Origin of the sequence: Candidatus Pelagibacter communis (assembly GCF_001180165.1) — a bacterium.
Classification (GTDB): Bacteria; Pseudomonadota; Alphaproteobacteria; order Pelagibacterales; family Pelagibacteraceae; genus Pelagibacter; species Pelagibacter ubique_P.
In genome coordinates this window covers 1-15,578 of record NZ_CVSQ01000048.1, presented here as the reverse complement: position 1 = coordinate 15,578, position 15,578 = coordinate 1, and the positions used below count along the sequence as shown (strand labels likewise).

At 27.1% G+C, this 15,578-nt stretch carries 19 protein-coding genes and 1 tRNA gene; 11 read left to right on the top strand and 9 right to left on the bottom strand.

The features are described from left to right. Positions 1–127: 127 nt before the first annotated feature. Both zapA and AMN88_RS02395 read right to left on the bottom strand, forming a co-directional pair. The gene (gene zapA, locus AMN88_RS02400) at positions 128–574 is read right to left on the bottom strand and encodes a cell division protein ZapA (protein WP_075536251.1); all 447 of its coding nucleotides are present in this window, start codon (positions 572–574) and stop codon (positions 128–130) included. Further along, a complete protein-coding gene (locus tag AMN88_RS02395; protein WP_075536250.1) occupies positions 562–885 on the bottom strand; it encodes a 5-formyltetrahydrofolate cyclo-ligase in 324 nt (107 codons plus the stop codon). The genes zapA and AMN88_RS02395 overlap by 13 nt, the downstream gene beginning before the upstream one ends. Positions 886–938: 53 nt before the next feature. On the opposite strand from AMN88_RS02395, the gene tkt reads away from it, so the two are divergent. From tkt to AMN88_RS02340, 11 genes are all read left to right on the top strand, one after another. Then, positions 939–2,897 (top strand): transketolase, encoded by a 1,959-nt coding sequence (gene tkt / locus AMN88_RS02390; protein ID WP_075536249.1) that lies wholly within the window; start codon positions 939–941, stop codon positions 2,895–2,897. 1 nt (position 2,898) lies between these two features. Next, the gene (gene gap, locus AMN88_RS02385; RefSeq protein ID WP_075536248.1) at positions 2,899–3,906 is read left to right on the top strand and encodes a type I glyceraldehyde-3-phosphate dehydrogenase; all 1,008 of its coding nucleotides are present in this window, start codon (positions 2,899–2,901) and stop codon (positions 3,904–3,906) included. Further along, positions 3,906–5,084 carry a phosphoglycerate kinase gene (locus AMN88_RS02380; protein ID WP_075536247.1) on the top strand — a complete coding sequence of 393 codons (1,179 nt, stop codon included), beginning with the start codon at positions 3,906–3,908 and terminating at the stop codon, positions 5,082–5,084. The genes gap and AMN88_RS02380 overlap by 1 nt, the downstream gene beginning before the upstream one ends. A 1-nt stretch (position 5,085) precedes the next feature. Next, positions 5,086–6,096 (top strand): class I fructose-bisphosphate aldolase, encoded by a 1,011-nt coding sequence (locus AMN88_RS02375; RefSeq protein ID WP_075536246.1) that lies wholly within the window; start codon positions 5,086–5,088, stop codon positions 6,094–6,096. Then, positions 6,083–6,697: a thiamine phosphate synthase gene (thiE, locus tag AMN88_RS02370; RefSeq protein WP_082254617.1), complete on the top strand. Its 615-nt coding sequence runs from the start codon at positions 6,083–6,085 to the stop codon at positions 6,695–6,697. The genes AMN88_RS02375 and thiE overlap by 14 nt, the downstream gene beginning before the upstream one ends. Next, entirely contained in the window at positions 6,694–7,254 is a 561-nt protein-coding gene (gene efp, locus AMN88_RS02365; RefSeq protein ID WP_075536244.1) for an elongation factor P, read from the top strand. The genes thiE and efp overlap by 4 nt, the downstream gene beginning before the upstream one ends. Positions 7,255–7,256: 2 nt before the next feature. Beyond that, positions 7,257–7,997 (top strand): inositol monophosphatase family protein, encoded by a 741-nt coding sequence (locus AMN88_RS02360; RefSeq protein WP_075536243.1) that lies wholly within the window; start codon positions 7,257–7,259, stop codon positions 7,995–7,997. Positions 7,998–8,032: 35 nt separating this feature from the next. Continuing rightward, entirely contained in the window at positions 8,033–8,263 is a 231-nt protein-coding gene (gene rpmE, locus AMN88_RS02355) for a 50S ribosomal protein L31 (RefSeq protein ID WP_075536242.1), read from the top strand. Next, on the top strand, positions 8,264–8,845 hold the full coding sequence (locus tag AMN88_RS02350) for a cell cycle transcriptional regulator TrcR (protein WP_075536241.1): 582 nt from the start codon (positions 8,264–8,266) through the stop codon (positions 8,843–8,845). Between the two features lie 63 nt (positions 8,846–8,908). After that, on the top strand, positions 8,909–9,103 hold the full coding sequence (gene rpsU / locus AMN88_RS02345; RefSeq protein ID WP_075484443.1) for a 30S ribosomal protein S21: 195 nt from the start codon (positions 8,909–8,911) through the stop codon (positions 9,101–9,103). 6 nt (positions 9,104–9,109) lie between these two features. Next, a tRNA-Met gene (locus tag AMN88_RS02340) sits at positions 9,110–9,186 on the top strand. A 6-nt stretch (positions 9,187–9,192) separates the two neighbouring features. Here AMN88_RS02340 and AMN88_RS02335 read toward each other — a convergent pair. The 7 genes from AMN88_RS02335 to AMN88_RS02305 all read right to left on the bottom strand — a co-directional run. After that, positions 9,193–9,891: a transaldolase family protein gene (locus tag AMN88_RS02335; RefSeq protein ID WP_075536240.1), complete on the bottom strand. Its 699-nt coding sequence runs from the start codon at positions 9,889–9,891 to the stop codon at positions 9,193–9,195. A 2-nt stretch (positions 9,892–9,893) separates the two neighbouring features. Continuing rightward, on the bottom strand, positions 9,894–10,622 hold the full coding sequence (locus AMN88_RS02330) for a Gfo/Idh/MocA family protein (protein ID WP_075536239.1): 729 nt from the start codon (positions 10,620–10,622) through the stop codon (positions 9,894–9,896). Positions 10,623–10,628: 6 nt separating this feature from the next. Further along, a complete protein-coding gene (locus AMN88_RS02325) occupies positions 10,629–11,660 on the bottom strand; it encodes an FAD-dependent oxidoreductase (RefSeq protein ID WP_075536238.1) in 1,032 nt (343 codons plus the stop codon). After that, positions 11,660–12,769 carry a glycosyltransferase gene (locus AMN88_RS02320; protein ID WP_075536237.1) on the bottom strand — a complete coding sequence of 370 codons (1,110 nt, stop codon included), beginning with the start codon at positions 12,767–12,769 and terminating at the stop codon, positions 11,660–11,662. Before AMN88_RS02320 ends, AMN88_RS02325 begins: the two co-directional genes overlap by 1 nt. A gap of 18 nt (positions 12,770–12,787) precedes the next feature. Further along, complete coding sequence (locus tag AMN88_RS02315; RefSeq protein ID WP_179850093.1) at positions 12,788–14,191, bottom strand: NAD(P)(+) transhydrogenase (Re/Si-specific) subunit beta; 1,404 nt, start codon at positions 14,189–14,191, stop codon at positions 12,788–12,790. Beyond that, positions 14,192–14,500 carry a proton-translocating transhydrogenase family protein gene (locus tag AMN88_RS02310; RefSeq protein WP_075536236.1) on the bottom strand — a complete coding sequence of 103 codons (309 nt, stop codon included), beginning with the start codon at positions 14,498–14,500 and terminating at the stop codon, positions 14,192–14,194. 3 nt (positions 14,501–14,503) lie between these two features. Then, positions 14,504–15,578, bottom strand: a 1,075-nt coding sequence (locus tag AMN88_RS02305; protein WP_256997781.1) for a Re/Si-specific NAD(P)(+) transhydrogenase subunit alpha, incomplete at its 5' end; no start/stop codon positions are given.

The following is a 15,578-nucleotide window of genomic DNA, read 5'->3' as shown; positions in this document are numbered from 1 at the left end:
TTTGAAATTAATTTTATTTTTTTTTAAAAATCGATAAATTCTGTCAGTATTGAGACTAAATTTTTTATTCGAATTTTTTTTTCTAAGATTTAAAATTTTACTTCTTAGCTTAGATTTACTCACAGACCTACTTTGAAATATTTTCTAATTTTGCTTTTTTAACAAAATTTGATATTTGATCAGCAGCTTCATCAATTAAATTTTCATATTTTTTTTGATTATTGTCAATTTCTTGTTTTAAATTTTCATGATCAAGATTTAGTTTTTCAATTTCTGATTCTTTTGTGTCCCTATAATCATAAATCAAAGATTTTAGTTCTTTAAATTTTTTTGATAGATCATTTAATTCTTCTTTTTTTTGATCTACTTTTTTTTTAGTTTCATAATATTCATCCATTATTTTTACAGCTGTAATTAATAATAATTTATTTTCACCTAGATTGCCCAAATCATTTTTTAAATTATTAAACTTTTTGTTAATTTGAATTAACAATTCTTCTAAGTGCTCCTCTTGTCCATCTTCACAAGCGAGCAAAAACTCTTTATTGTTAAATTTTATACTTACATTTGCCATTTATCTATTTCATCCAATAGTGTGTCAGTTTCTTGATTAAGTTCGTCAATTTTTTCAGAAAATTCAATTTGTTTTCTTTCTTCCAACTTTTCTTTGTTTTTTAAATCCTCAAGTTTTTTTGATAGATTTTCATGTTCCTCGAGTAACATTTTATATTTTTCTTCAATCTGTGTTTTTTCAATTTCTAATTGATTTTGTTTTGTGCTTAAATTTTCGATATTTTTTTGTAATTCAGGATTTGTTAGATCTAAATTTTTTAATTCCTCTAATGCAATATTTAATTTTTTTTCTTTTTCGTTTATAGAATTCATATATATATATTTATATTATTAAATAGATTCTTCTTAGTCTAGTCAGGATAATTTTGAGCAAACTACACAATGATTTAGCTAATTGCATCAGATTTTTATCAATTGATGCTGTTCAAAAAGCAAATTCAGGCCACCCAGGAATGCCAATGGGTATGGCAGATGTTGCAACAGTATTATTCAAAAATTTTTTAAGATTTAATCCAAAGAATCCAGATTGGTTAAATAGAGATAGATTTGTTTTATCTGCTGGTCATGGTTCTATGCTTTTATATTCTTTGCTTTACCTAACTGGATATAAAAGCATATCAATTAATAATATTAAAAAATTTAGGCAGCTTAATTCTATTTGTGCTGGACATCCTGAATATCATCCGAAAACAGGTATTGAAACTACAACAGGTCCTCTTGGACAAGGTATAGCTAATGCAATTGGTTTTGCAATAGCTGAAGAAATTTTAAAAAATAAATTAGGTAAAGATTTAATTAATCACAAAACTTATGTTTTAGCTGGAGACGGATGCTTAATGGAAGGAATAAGTCATGAAGCGATGAGTTTAGCGGGACATTTAAAACTTAAAAATTTAGTTATGCTGTTTGATAACAATTCAATTTCAATTGATGGTCCAACAAATCTCGCGGTTTCAGATAATTTTAAAAAAAGATTTGAAGGATATGGTTGGGGTTATATTTCTATCAACGGTCATAATGAAAAAGAAATTTTTAGAGCACTAAAAAAAGTTCAAAAAGCTAAAAAACCTACTGTGATTTCTTGTAAAACAAAAATTGGATATGGTTCACCAAATAAATCAGGAAAGGCATCGTCCCATGGAAGTCCACTGGGAGTAGATGAAATCGAGCTTGTAAGAAAAGCCTTAAATTGGAAAACCAAACCTTTTGAAATCCCAAATAAAATTTTAAATGAATGGAGAAAAATTGGCCAAAGAGGTGAAGTTTTCGAAAAAAAATGGAACAAAGCATTAAAAAGAAAAAAAATAAGATTTAATCAAACTTTAAAAAATAACTTTACTACGGTGCTTAAGAAAGAAAAAGAGAATGCAATAAAGGAGCCCAAAAGTTTAGCTACTAGAAAATGTTCAGAAATGACATTGAGTGCATTAACAAGAAAAAAAAATAATTTAATTGGTGGTTCTGCTGATTTAGCAGGATCAAATAATACAAAAACTAAAAACCATAAAATAATTAAACCTGGAGATTTTACTGGTGACTACATTCACTACGGAGTGAGAGAACACGCAATGAGTGGGGTTATGAATGGTATCGCACTTCATAGTAATCTAATTCCTTATGGAGGTACCTTTTTAATATTTTCTGATTATTGTAAACCTTCGATCAGACTGTCTGCCTTAATGAAAAAAAGAGTCATTTATGTAATGACTCATGACTCTATTGGACTTGGAGAAGATGGCCCAACCCATCAACCTATAGAACAGCTTTCTGGCTTACGTGCTATACCTAACCTAAATGTATTCAGACCTGCAGATAGAATTGAAACTATCGAGTGTTGGGAACATGCATTAAAAAGCTTAAAAACACCTAGCGTGCTATCTTTAACAAGACAAAATTTAAATCCAGTAAGAAAAACATACTCAAATAAAAACTTATGCTCATTAGGTGCTTATGAGGTTTTAAGAACAAATAAAAAAATTAATCTAACAATATTAGCGAGTGGATCTGAAGTTAATCTGGCATTAGAGGTTAGCCATAAATTAGCCAAAGATAAAATATACTCCAAAGTGATATCAATGCCTTGTATGGAACTTTTTGAATTACAATCAAAATCTTATAAAAATAAAATTTTAGAAGAAACAAAATTTAAAATATCTATTGAAGCTGGATCAAGCGATTGTTGGAAAAAATATGTAGGTGATAATGGTATTGCTTTTGGAATTGATGAATTCGGAAAAAGTGCACCCTATAAAGATATTTATAAATTTTTTGGACTAGAGTGTACGAACATTAAAAATATCACTAAAAAATTATTAAATAAATAGAATGACAATTAAAATTGGAATTAATGGAATGGGACGGATTGGTCGTATGGTTGTTAGATCAATTGTCGAAAGTAAAAATAAAAATTTAAAAATTAATCATATAAACAACAGGTCAGATTCAGAAACTACATCTAAATTAATCAAATATGATTCTATACATGGAAAATTAAATGCTGATTTAGATTTTGATCCAAATCATTTAATAATTAATAAAAATAAAATTACATTTTCTCAAGAAGCAAAAATTGAGGACATAAATTGGAAAAAATATGATGTTGATTATGTCTTCGAATGTACTGGAAAATTTAACTCAAAAGAAAAACTTCTAGCACATATAAAAAATGGTGCAAAAAAAGTGATCGTTTCTGCACCATGTAAAAATGCAGATAAAACAATAGTATTCGGTGTTAATGAAAATATAATGACTAAAAAAGATAAAATAATATCTGCAGCTTCATGTACCACTAATTGTTTGGCGCCAGTAACCAGTGTTCTTAATGAAAATTTTGAAATTCAAAAAGGTTTTATGACTACAATTCATGCATTTACTAGCGATCAGAGAATTTTAGATAACTCACACAAAGATCCAAGAAGAGCAAGATCTGCAAGTCAATCAATAGTTCCTACTTCAACAGGAGCTTCGAAAGCGATAGGAGAAATAATACCAAACCTCAAAGGAAAATTAGAAGGTGTTGCGATGAGAGTACCTACTCCTAATGTTTCTCTTGTTGAATTAGTTTTTTGTACAAAAAAAGATATTAATATAAAAAAAATTAATGATGCCTTTGAACAAGCGTCAAAAAATAAATTAAAAAATATATTAGAAGTTACTTATGAAAAATTAGTATCTATAGATTTTAATCATCATCCTGCTTCTGCAATAGTGGATGCTTCTTTAACAAATGTAGTTGGGAGTAATATGGGAAAAATATCAGCCTGGTATGATAATGAATGGGGCTTTTCTAATAGAATGTGTGATATCGCAGAAACTTTGCATAAAATCTCTTAATGAGAAGTATTATAAACGAAAAAAATCTAAACAATAAAAAAATATTATTGAGACTAGATTTGAATGTCCCTTTGGAAAAAGACAAGATAACAGACACAACAAGAATCGATAAAATTCTTCCTACATTAAATTTTTTGATTAAAAAAAGAGCTAAAATTATAATTTTATCTCATGTTGGAAGACCAAAAGGTAAAATAGTTAAAGAGCTCTCTCTAAAACCAATTTGTGAAGAATTACAAAATAAATTAAGAAAAAAAGTAAAACTTATTAGTGAAAATATTAAAGAAATAAAAAGTAAAAATTTCTTTAGTGACTATAATGAAGATATTTTTATTTTAGAAAATATTAGATTTTATTCTGAAGAAGAGCAAAATGACAATAAATTTGCTGAAATACTATCAAATCTTGGAGATATATATGTGAACGACGCTTTTTCTTGTTCGCATAGAGCTCATGCCTCAATTTATGAAATTCCAAAATTCTTACCCTCGTTTTCTGGGTTGCAACTAGACTTGGAGGTAAATGCGCTTAATAAAATAACTTCTGAAATTACTAGACCAATCACTTGTATTATTGGAGGGTCTAAAATTTCAACCAAAATTAATGTTATTAAAAATTTAATTTCTAAATTTGATAATATTATAATTGTTGGGGGTATGGCTAATAATTTTATAGAATATTTTGGAAATAGTGTTGGAAAATCTATTAAAGAAAAAAATTGCGATAAAATAGTTGAAGAAATCATGTGTCTTTCAAAAAAAGAAAAATGTAAAATAATCTATCCAGATGATGTAATTATATCTAAAGATTTAAATGGATCTCCTCAAAAGAAAAATTTGAACGAAGTATTATCTGATGAAATGATCTTGGATATTGGTCCAAAAACTATAGATAAAATATCAAAAATTATTGATAATAGTAAAACTATACTTTGGAATGGACCTGCAGGGTATTTTGAAAATCCAAATTTTGCTTATGGAAGTATTCAAATAGCAAAAAAAATAATTGAAAATAATAAAGCAAACAAAATTTTTTCAGTTGCTGGTGGTGGGGACACAGTTTCTTTATTAAATAATTTAAATGCTGTTAATGAATTTAATTTTGTTTCAACTGCAGGTGGAGCTTTTTTAGAATATCTTGAAGGTAAAAACCTTCCTGGTATAACCGCTTTAAATTAAAATGTCTGAATTAAATAAAATTGCACTTAAAATAATTTCCAATGGAAAAGGAATCCTTGCGGCTGATGAAAGTAATGGAACTATGACAAAAAGACTTGAAGCAGTAAATGTCAAATCAACCCAGGAAAATAGGCTTGCCTTCAGAGAAATTCTTTTTTCATCGGATGGAATGAAAGATTGCATAGGTGGTGTTATTCTTTACGATGAAACAATAAATCAAAATTCAAGCACAGGAAAATCAATACCTGATTTAATATCTAGTTCTGGTGCAGTTCCTGGAATTAAAGTTGACACTGGTGCAAAAGATTTAGCAAATTCCCCTAAAGAAAAAATTACAGAAGGATTAGATGGCCTAAGAGAAAGATTAAAAAAATATTATGATCTTGGAGCAAAATTTACAAAATGGAGAGGTGTCTATTCAATTAGTGAAAAATATCCAAGCGAACTTGCGATTAGCAGTAATGCTCATGCACTTGCCAGGTATTCTGCTCTAGTTCAAGAAAGTGGAATGGTTCCAATAGTGGAACCCGAGGTATTGATGGATGGAAACCATTCTGCTGAAGATTGTTTAAACAAAACATCTGAGGTAATTAAAAAGTGTTTTGAGGAACTAATTTTACATAAGGTTGATCTCTCAGGAATAATATTAAAACCAAATATGATTTTGTCTGGCAGCCTATCAAAAAATAAAATTTCTGGTGAAGAAGTTTGCATCAAAACTTTAGAATGCCTAAAAAATTCTGTACCCAATGAAGTTCCTGGAATAGCTTTTTTATCTGGAGGACAATCTGAAATTGAAGCTACAGAAAATTTAAATTTAATTAATAAAAATAATAATACAAATTTTATAATGACCTATTCATATGGCAGAGCTCTTCAACAAAGTGCTTTAAAAGTTTGGTCAAATGATATTAAAAATGTAGAGGCAACTAAAACAATTTTTAATCACAGAGCAAAAATGTGTACTTTGGCTGCTCAAGGAAAATGGTCTAGAGAACTTGAAAATAAATAAAAAAAAATTTATTTATCTTATTTCTCCCAACAAAATACCCAGTTCTTTCTATAACAATCTAAAGTTAGTTTTAAATACAGGAAAAGTAAGTTTTTTTCAGCTAAGGCTTAAGAAATATTCTCAGAACAAGAAAATAATAATTGGAGAAAAAATTAAGAATATTTGTAAAAAAAATAAAGTAAAATTTATAATTAATGATGACCCTTTGCTTGCTTTAAAATTAAATGCAGATGGTTGCCATCTTGGTCAAAAAGATATGGATATCAAATTGGCAAAACAAATACTTGGTAAAAAAATAATAGGAGTTACTTGTCATAATTCTATAAATTTAGCAAAAAAAGCCGTTAAAGCTAAGGCTGATTACATTGCCTTCGGTGCTTTTAATCAATCTAAAACAAAAAAAACTAGGCATGTAGCCTCTGTAAAAATTTTAAATAAAGTTAAAAAATTTACAAAAACTCCAACAGTGGCTATTGGTGGAATTAATGCTGTTAATTATAAAAATCTATTATTGAATAATGCTAATTTTTTAGCTATCTCAAGCTACGTTTGGAAAAATAAAAAATATAAACCGTTACAAGCTATAGAAAGATTAAAATGAAAATTAATGCTGGAGAAATAAGAGTTGGAATGCTCTTAGAATTTAAAAATGACTTGTGGCAAGTTTTGAAAACCCAACATGTAAAACCAGGAAAAGGTGGTGCATTTGCTCAAGTTGAAATGAAAAGCTTAAACAAAAATACAAAATTAAATGAAAGATTTAGGTCAAGTGAAACAGTTGAAAAAGCATCATTGGAGGAAACGACTTTCAATTATCTTTATAGTGATGAAGATAATTATTTTTTTATGGATCCAAAAACATTTGAACAAATAGAATTAAAAAAAGAAAATGTAGGAGATAAGGGAAAACTTTTAACTGAAAACCTTCAAGTTTCTGTAAGTTTTTATAATGAAAAACCTTTATCAGTTGAATTACCTAACCAAGTACAGTGTAAAATTGAAACTACTGATGCAGCCCTTAAAGGACAAACTGTGTCATCTTCTTATAAACCAGCAATTCTTGATAATGGTTTAAATATTCAAGTTCCTCCGTTTATTGAAGCGGGTGATGAAGTCGTAATTGATACTAGAAATTTAGAGTACATTAAAAAAATCTAAAAATGATCTCTATATCTTCAAATTTAAATATTATGATCAAAGCAGCTGAAAAAGCCTCAAAGTCTGCGATAAGAGATTTTGGAGAAGTTGAAAAACTACAAGTATCTAAAAAAGGACCTCGAGATTTTGTAACAAAAACTGACAAGCATGTAGAAAAAATTCTAATTGAAGAACTTTCTAGAACAAAAAAAAATTATTCTTTTTTATCAGAGGAAGCTGGTTCAATTCAAAACAAAGATAAAGATAATATTTGGATTATTGACCCAATAGATGGTACAACAAATTTTCTACACGGTATTCCTCATTTTGCAATTTGTGTAGCTCTTGAATCTAAAAAAGAGATAATTAGTGGTTTAATTTATGATCCTATTAAAGATGAAATGTTTTATGCAGAAAAAAACAAAGGAGCATATCTAAATAATCAAAGATTACGAGTGTCGAACAAAAATATAATAAATGAATGTTTGTTTTCAAGTAATCATGAAGGAGTCAAATTCAGCAGTTTAAATATGAGATACAGCGGAAGTGCAGCTTTAGACTTAGCTTATGTGGCTTCAGGTAGATTGGATGGTTTTTTTCATAATAAAATTAATATTTGGGACGTGGCAGCAGGAGCCTTGTTAGTAGAAGAGGCTGGTGGAATAGTTAATGATTTAGATAAATTCGATCAGAATAATATAGATATTAGAGCATCAAGTGGGGCAATTAATGATAAAATGCTTGAAAATTTAAAGAACTTTTAATTGTGTTCTAAGTTTCTTTTGCTATAAGTCTCGATATGAAAAAAGACATACATCCAAACTACCACACTATCAAAGTTGAAATGACTGATGGTACTCAATTTGAAACTAAATCAACTTGGGGTGCTGAAGGTGATATATTGAAATTAGAGATAGATCCTAAATCTCATGCGGCCTGGACTGGTGGAAAGCAAAAATTAATGGATAAAGGTAGAATTAGTAAATTTAATAAAAAATTCCAAAATTTTAAATCTGAAAAAAAGAGCTAGATGTCAAACGCACCCTTAATGCCAATGGCAACTGCCGTATGGTTAGTAGAAAATACCACTTTAACTTTTAAACAAATCGCAGATTTTTGTAAGTTACATGTAGTTGAGATACAAGGAATTGCAGATGGCGAAGTTGCAAAGGGTATTAAAGCATATAATCCCATCATATCTGGTCAACTTTCAAGAGAGGAAATAGAACTATCTTCAAAAGACGAAAATAGACCATTAAATATTAAAAGTAGTGATATTGAAATTTCAAATAATCAAAAAAAAATAAAGAAATACATTCCTTTATCAAAAAGGCAGGATAAACCCGACTCTGCTTTATGGTTAATTAAACAACACAATATATTAAAAGATTCTCAAATAGCCAAGTTGGTTGGTATTACTAAAAATTCTGTGACATCAATTAGAAATAAAAGCTATTGGAATTATAATAATTTAAACCCAAAAGATCCTGTTGCTTTAAATTTATTCACTCAAAAAGATTTGGTTGAGGCTATTGAAAAAGCTGAAAGAAGAATAAAAAGAGAAAAAAAAGAAAAAGAAAAACAAAATAAATCAACCCAGGCATCTGTATAATGAATAAAATTAATAGACATAAATTTATAAAAGTGTTATCTAACCGCTTTTTTGGAGGTAGTTATTAAAATAGAAGTTAAAGATAATAATGTTGAACAAGCTTTGAGGGTTTTAAAAAGAAAACTTCAAAGAGATGGATTTTTTAAAGTAATTAAACTTAAAAATACTTATGAAAAACCATCAGAAAAGAAAAAAAGAATTCTTCAAGAAAATATAAAAAGAGTTAAGAAGTTAAATAAACTCAAAAATAGAATTTAAAAATACCGCGGGGTGGAGCAGTCTGGTAGCTCGTCAGGCTCATAACCTGAAGGTCGGCGGTTCAAATCCGTCCCCCGCAACCAATTTAATTATATTTTAAAATTAGATTTCTTGCTATCAACAAGAAAAGCCTTAACTGTTTCTATAGTTAAATGATTGAATGATTTTCCAAATTTTTCTATTTTCTCAATTACAGCTGGAGGAATAGTAATTATATGACAGCCCAATTGTTTAGCTTGCAAATAATTATATGGCTCTCTCACACTAGCCCATAAGATTTCTACATTTTTATAATTTTTTGCTAATTTTATACTTTTAACAAATTCAGGGATTGGGTCTTTTCCAGCATCTCCTGCTCTTCCAGCAAAAATTGATATTATCACTTTTGTTTTTTTATTTATTACTTTAAGTATTTTTGCAGTTTGTTTAGCCGTGTATACTGCTGTTATATTCAATTTTATATTTTTATTATTAAGTTCTCTAATTACATTTCCTGTAAACTTATTTTTTGAGTTAACCACTGGAACTTTAACATATATATTTTTACCCCAAGTATTTATTTTTTTTCCTTGCTCAATCATAGATTTTTGATCATCAGCGAATACTTCAAAAGAAATTGGTTTGTTTTTGCAAAACTTAAGTATTTGTTTAGAGTATGACTTATAGTCTTTTGCGCCAGCTTTTCTCATTAAGCTTGGATTGGTTGTAAATCCATTTACAATTTTTTTTTTATAAAATTTCTTAATATTTTTGATATCAGCGATATCACAATATATTTTGGTAGACATACTTAATTTAACTTTTCTATCTTATTTAAAAACTTTATAATAAATAAAGCTTTATTATTGTTTTTATTAAAATCAATCTTTTTTAATAATACATTTTTAATCATAATACCTAATAAGTCTTTTCCAGTTTTTATTTTTAGTTTATTTATATGGTGTCTTTTTTGTTTAGTATTTAAATTATACTCAAAATAAAAAATCTTTTTTTTAAAAAAAATTTCTACTTTGAATATTTTTTTATTAATATTTTCATTTTTTACAATTTTTAAAATTTTATTTGATTTTAAAAAATTATATAAAATACTTATATCATGATACATAAGTCTAAATAAATACTCTTTGTCTTCACCTGTCACAAATTTAGACCTAAAAACATAATTTTTCTTAACTAGAATTCTGATTTTATTAGAATAAAAAGCATACAAATCACTAACAAATAATTTTACTTTATATTTTTTTTTTAATTCAATAAGTTTTTTTGCTTTGTGGTAAGAAAGACAAAGAGGCTTTTCACAAAATACATTTATTTTATTTTGGATACATTTTTTTACAACATCATAGTGAGTATCATTTGGAGAAGCGACAAAAACCCATTTAATATTATTTTTTTTAATATCAGATATAAGTTTATTTTTCTTTCCACATACAAACTTTAAATTAGATAAATTAATTAATTTATTTTCTATTTTTCTACCCCAGTTACCCTTCCCAACTAATCCAACATTAATTTTCATAAATTTTTATATCTTTAAATTTTTTGCAAGAAATACACAATTATTCCATTTCCCTGATAAAATACTTATAATTTTTTTAGAATGAGATTTGATTGAAGAAGTTCTTTCATCAGTTCTCTCTTTATTTTTCATTATTGCTCTAACAACAAAAAAAGATCCTACATATTTGGCATTTCTAAGGAATGGTAAATATTTTGAGCTTCTTTTAATAAAGTTTCTAAATTGAGAAATGTTTATATTTTTAATTATACCTTTGTTTATATATTTTTTATTTTCATGATTAAAAATAGGGAATTTACCAACGACTGTCTCTAATTTGGAAGTTTTCACATCACTTAGTAAGTGATAGTTGGTACCTAAATAAGGATCTACACAAACAAACTTTCCGTCTACGACAACATAACTTTTTTTAGAAAATTTTTGAGGTAATTTGATTAAAATTTTTTCAACTAATTCAAATTTAAAATCATTTAAATTTTTAATACCTAATTTTTTTAAAAGAAGATTATTATTTGCGTATGTAGTAATAATTACTTTATCGAAATTTTTAATATTATTTTTTTTAAATTCTGTATTAAAATTTATTATTAAATTCGATTGTTTTATTTTTGATAAAATTTTTTTTTTAAAACTGAAATAATTTAAAATTTTTTCATTTGAGAGAATATTCTTGTTTATAATATTTTTATTATAAGAATTTTTTATTAATTTGAAGTATAAGTTGTTTTTTTTTAAAAATTTTTTATATTTATCAAAATTTACTAAACTATCGTTTGCTAACAAATAATAATTAGAAGTTTTTCCAAAAACATCAGAACCATAGAATGAAACAAAAGATTCTTTTGATTTATTAATTTCTCTTACGGTTTTTTGAGATCTTGGATAGTGATAGCCTAAATGAAATCTAAATTGATTTGCAGATGATGCTCCTTGCAAAATTGAATTTTTTTTTTCAAAAATTTGAACTTGATATTTTTTAGAAAGAAATAAGCCTAATGTTAATCCAAAAAAACCCGCTCCTACAATAGCAACTTTCACTAAATATCCTTTGTAAGATTTATAAATGACATTGAAATATCTTTTTGATAATTTTTGAAAACATAATCATTAGATATTTTGATTTTATTTTTAATTTCTTTTGAGCTCAATTTTATATTTTTTAATAAATCACATAACTTTCTATCGTTACCAACTTTATATAAAAATCCACCTTTACCAGCTTGCAAAATTTCTCTCGGTCCTACTTTACAATCAGATGAGATTATTAATTTTTTTAAACATGCAACTTCAAGTAAAATATTTGGATTTCCTTCAAATTTAGAACTTAATACTTTTACATCGCTCTTCGCAATATATTTAAATGGATTTTTAGTAAAAGCTATAAATTTTACAAACTTACTTATTTCTTGATCTTTAATAAACTTTTTTAATTTATTTTCGTCTTCACCACTTCCAATTAGTAAAAGTCTTGATTTCTTAAATTTTAGTAGTTTTTTAAATGCTTTTAAAAGAGTCATTTGATCTTTTTGATATGTCAATCTTCCAACATTAATTATTTTCAATCCATTAAAATTTTCAAAGAAATTAAATTTAAATTTATATTTTGATAATCTATTTATATTATTAATATCTAAACTTTGTCTATGAACTTGACTGTTAAGATAAAAATATTTTTTTATTTCTTTTTTAAAATCCTCAGATGTTACTAATATTAAATCACTTAAAGAATAAATGAATTTAAAAAAAATTTTTTTATAAATATTTGTAACATACTTTGATGGTGCAGTATTGCATCTAATAATTATTTTTTTTGATGTAATTTTTGCAATAATTATTGGAAGTACATTTCCTTGAAAAGAGATAATTGTACCTTTTTGAAATATACAAAAAAAAAACAATCTTAGACTACAAAATAAATATTTTAAATATCTTCTATTAATATTGAAAAAAAATGCTGACTCGATTACGTTAATTTTTTTGTGAAAAAAAAATTTTTTTTTTAATTTTTTTGATTTTGTTGTGTCTTCATAGGTAAAAAAATTAATTTTATAATTTTTTCTAGCTAAAGAATTAACCAGCGCAAAAACATTTTTTTCTAAGCCACCATCTTCAATACATGGAAAATAAAAATTTAAATGTTTTTTCATTAATTAGATAAATTTTTACTAATCTAAATTTTTAGTAATATCTTCTGTCATCTTTTTTGCATCAGCAAATAACATCAATGTATTTTCTTTATAGAATAAATCGTTATCGATTCCAGCATAGCCCGGTGATAAACTTCTTTTCACAAACAGGACTGATTTGCATTTTTCAACATCAAGCACTGGCATACCATATATTGGGCTTTGTGGATCAGTTTTAGCTACAGGATTTGTCACATCATTCGCACCTATTACAAATGCAACATCAGCATTAGCAAAATCATTATTTATTTCTTCTAATTCAAATACCTCATCATACGGAACATTAGCTTCCGCTAATAAAACATTCATATGTCCGGGCATTCTTCCTGCAACTGGATGAATTGCATAAGACACTTTAATGTCATTTTTTTTTAAAGTATCTACCATTTCTCTTAGTGCATGTTGTGCTTGTGCAACAGCCATTCCATAACCTGGCACGATAATTACAGATGAAGCATTTTTCATTAGAAAAGCAGCATCATCAGCATTTCCACTTTTTACTGGTCTTTGTTCATTGTTTTTAGAACCAGATAAAGTTTCTTCAGTAGCTCCAAAACCTCCTAATATTACATTGAAAAAAGATCTATTCATTCCTTTACACATAATATACGAAAGAATAGCACCGGAAGAACCTACTAAAGCGCCGGTTATAATAAGTGCGGTATTTTCTAGAGTAAATCCTATTCCAGCTGCAGCCCAACCTGAATATGAATTTAGCATTGAAATTACAACAGGCATATCTGCACCACCAATAGGAATGATAATTAAAAAACCTATCAAAAAAGAAACTGCTAACAATATCCAAAAAAAATTAGGAGATTGCGTCGAGCACAATAGATAAATTAATAAAATTATTGATGATAGAATTATAGCATTTAAGGGGTGCTGACCCTTAAAAGTAATTGGAGATCCAGACATAATTCCTTGAAGTTTTAAAAAAGCTATGACAGATCCTGAAAATGTTATTGCTCCTACTGCAGCTCCTATAGACATTTCAATCAAACTTCCAAGTTTGATATTTCCAGGAGTTCCAAGCTTAAATGCTTCAGGATTTAAAAAAGCAGAGATTGCCACAAATACTGCCGCGAGCCCCACTAAACTGTGAAAACCAGCAACTAACTCTGGCATAGCAGTCATTGGTATTTTATAAGCAATAAAAGCTCCAATTGCTCCACCTGCAAGAATAAATATTAAAACAAAAACAAATCCATTTGAAAAATTACCAATAGATAAAAATGTAACTGTCACTGCAATAATCATTCCTAAAATTCCAAACAAATTACCTTGTCTAGATGTTTCAGGTGAAGATAAGCCGCGTAATGCTAAAATAAAAAGTACTCCAGAAAATAAATAAAATATTGCTGATAAATTTGCTGAAATCATTTATTTGTCCTTTTTTTTCTTTTTATACATGGCTAACATTCTTTGAGTTACTAAAAATCCTCCAAAAATATTAATTGCTGCTAATGCTATAGCTAAAAAACCAAAAATACTTGATGTATCAAATATACTATCAGAATTTCCAGATAGTCCTGCAATTATTGCACCAACTATTATTACAGAAGAAATAGCATTAGTGACTGACATCAATGGTGTGTGTAAAGAAGGAGTAACACTCCATACAACATAATATCCAACAAATATTGCAAGAATAAATATACTCAGTCTGAAAATTAAAGGATCTATTTCCATATTTTATTTAATCAATGTTTTTTCAATAATTTCATCTTCTAAATTGATATCAATTTTTTTATTTTCTTTATCAATTAAATTTGAAATAAAATTAAATACATTTTTTGCATATAAACTAGAAGCAGAAATTGGTAATTTATTTAAAATATTACTTTCACCCATTATTTTTATGCCATTTTTTTCAACTATATTATCTGCTTTTGTAAGAAAAGTATTTCCACCTTGAATTGCTGCTAAATCATAAATAACAGACCCTGGCTGCATATTCATAATCATATCTTCTTTAATTATTATTGGTGCCTTTTTTCCTGGTATTAAAGCAGTACAAATAACAATATCAATTTTTTTTAATGTTTCTCTCAATAAATCTTCTTGTTTTTTTTTAAATTCGTCAGAAGCTTCTTTTGCGTATCCACCTTCTGTCTCAAGATTTTCTGAACCTTCAACAGTTAAAAATTTACCCCCTAAACTTTCAACTTGTTCTTTAGATGCTGATCTAACATCTGTTGCAAAAACAATTGCACCCATTCTTTTTGCTGTTGCAATTGCTTGCAATCCAGCTACTCCTGCACCAACAACTAAAACTTTTGCCGCTGGAACTGTACCCGCAGCTGTCATCATCATCGGAATTGCTTTTCCAAAATTAGCAAATGCCTCTATCACAGCTTTGTATCCTGCAAGGTTAGCTTGCGATGATAAAATATCCATAGACTGAGCTCTTGTAATTCTAGGCAATAACTCTAAAGAAAATAAATTAATTTTTTTCTTAGCTAAATTTTCTAATTTTTCTTTATTTGAAAATGGATTTAGAACACCAATTAAAGTTTGATTTGCATTCAACTTAGAAACCTTGTTATCTGGCAAAAGTCCAAGCTGAACAATTATTTCCGAATTATTTAATATTTCATTTTCATCTTTTAAAATTTTTGCACCTAATTCTATAAATTCTTCATCATCTATTCCTAAATGTTTTCCATAATTTTCGCTCAAAATAATTTCAAACCCAGTTGAAATATATTTTTTAATTATATCAGGAGTTATTGCTATTCTTTTTTCAAAAGTTTGATTTTCTATTACT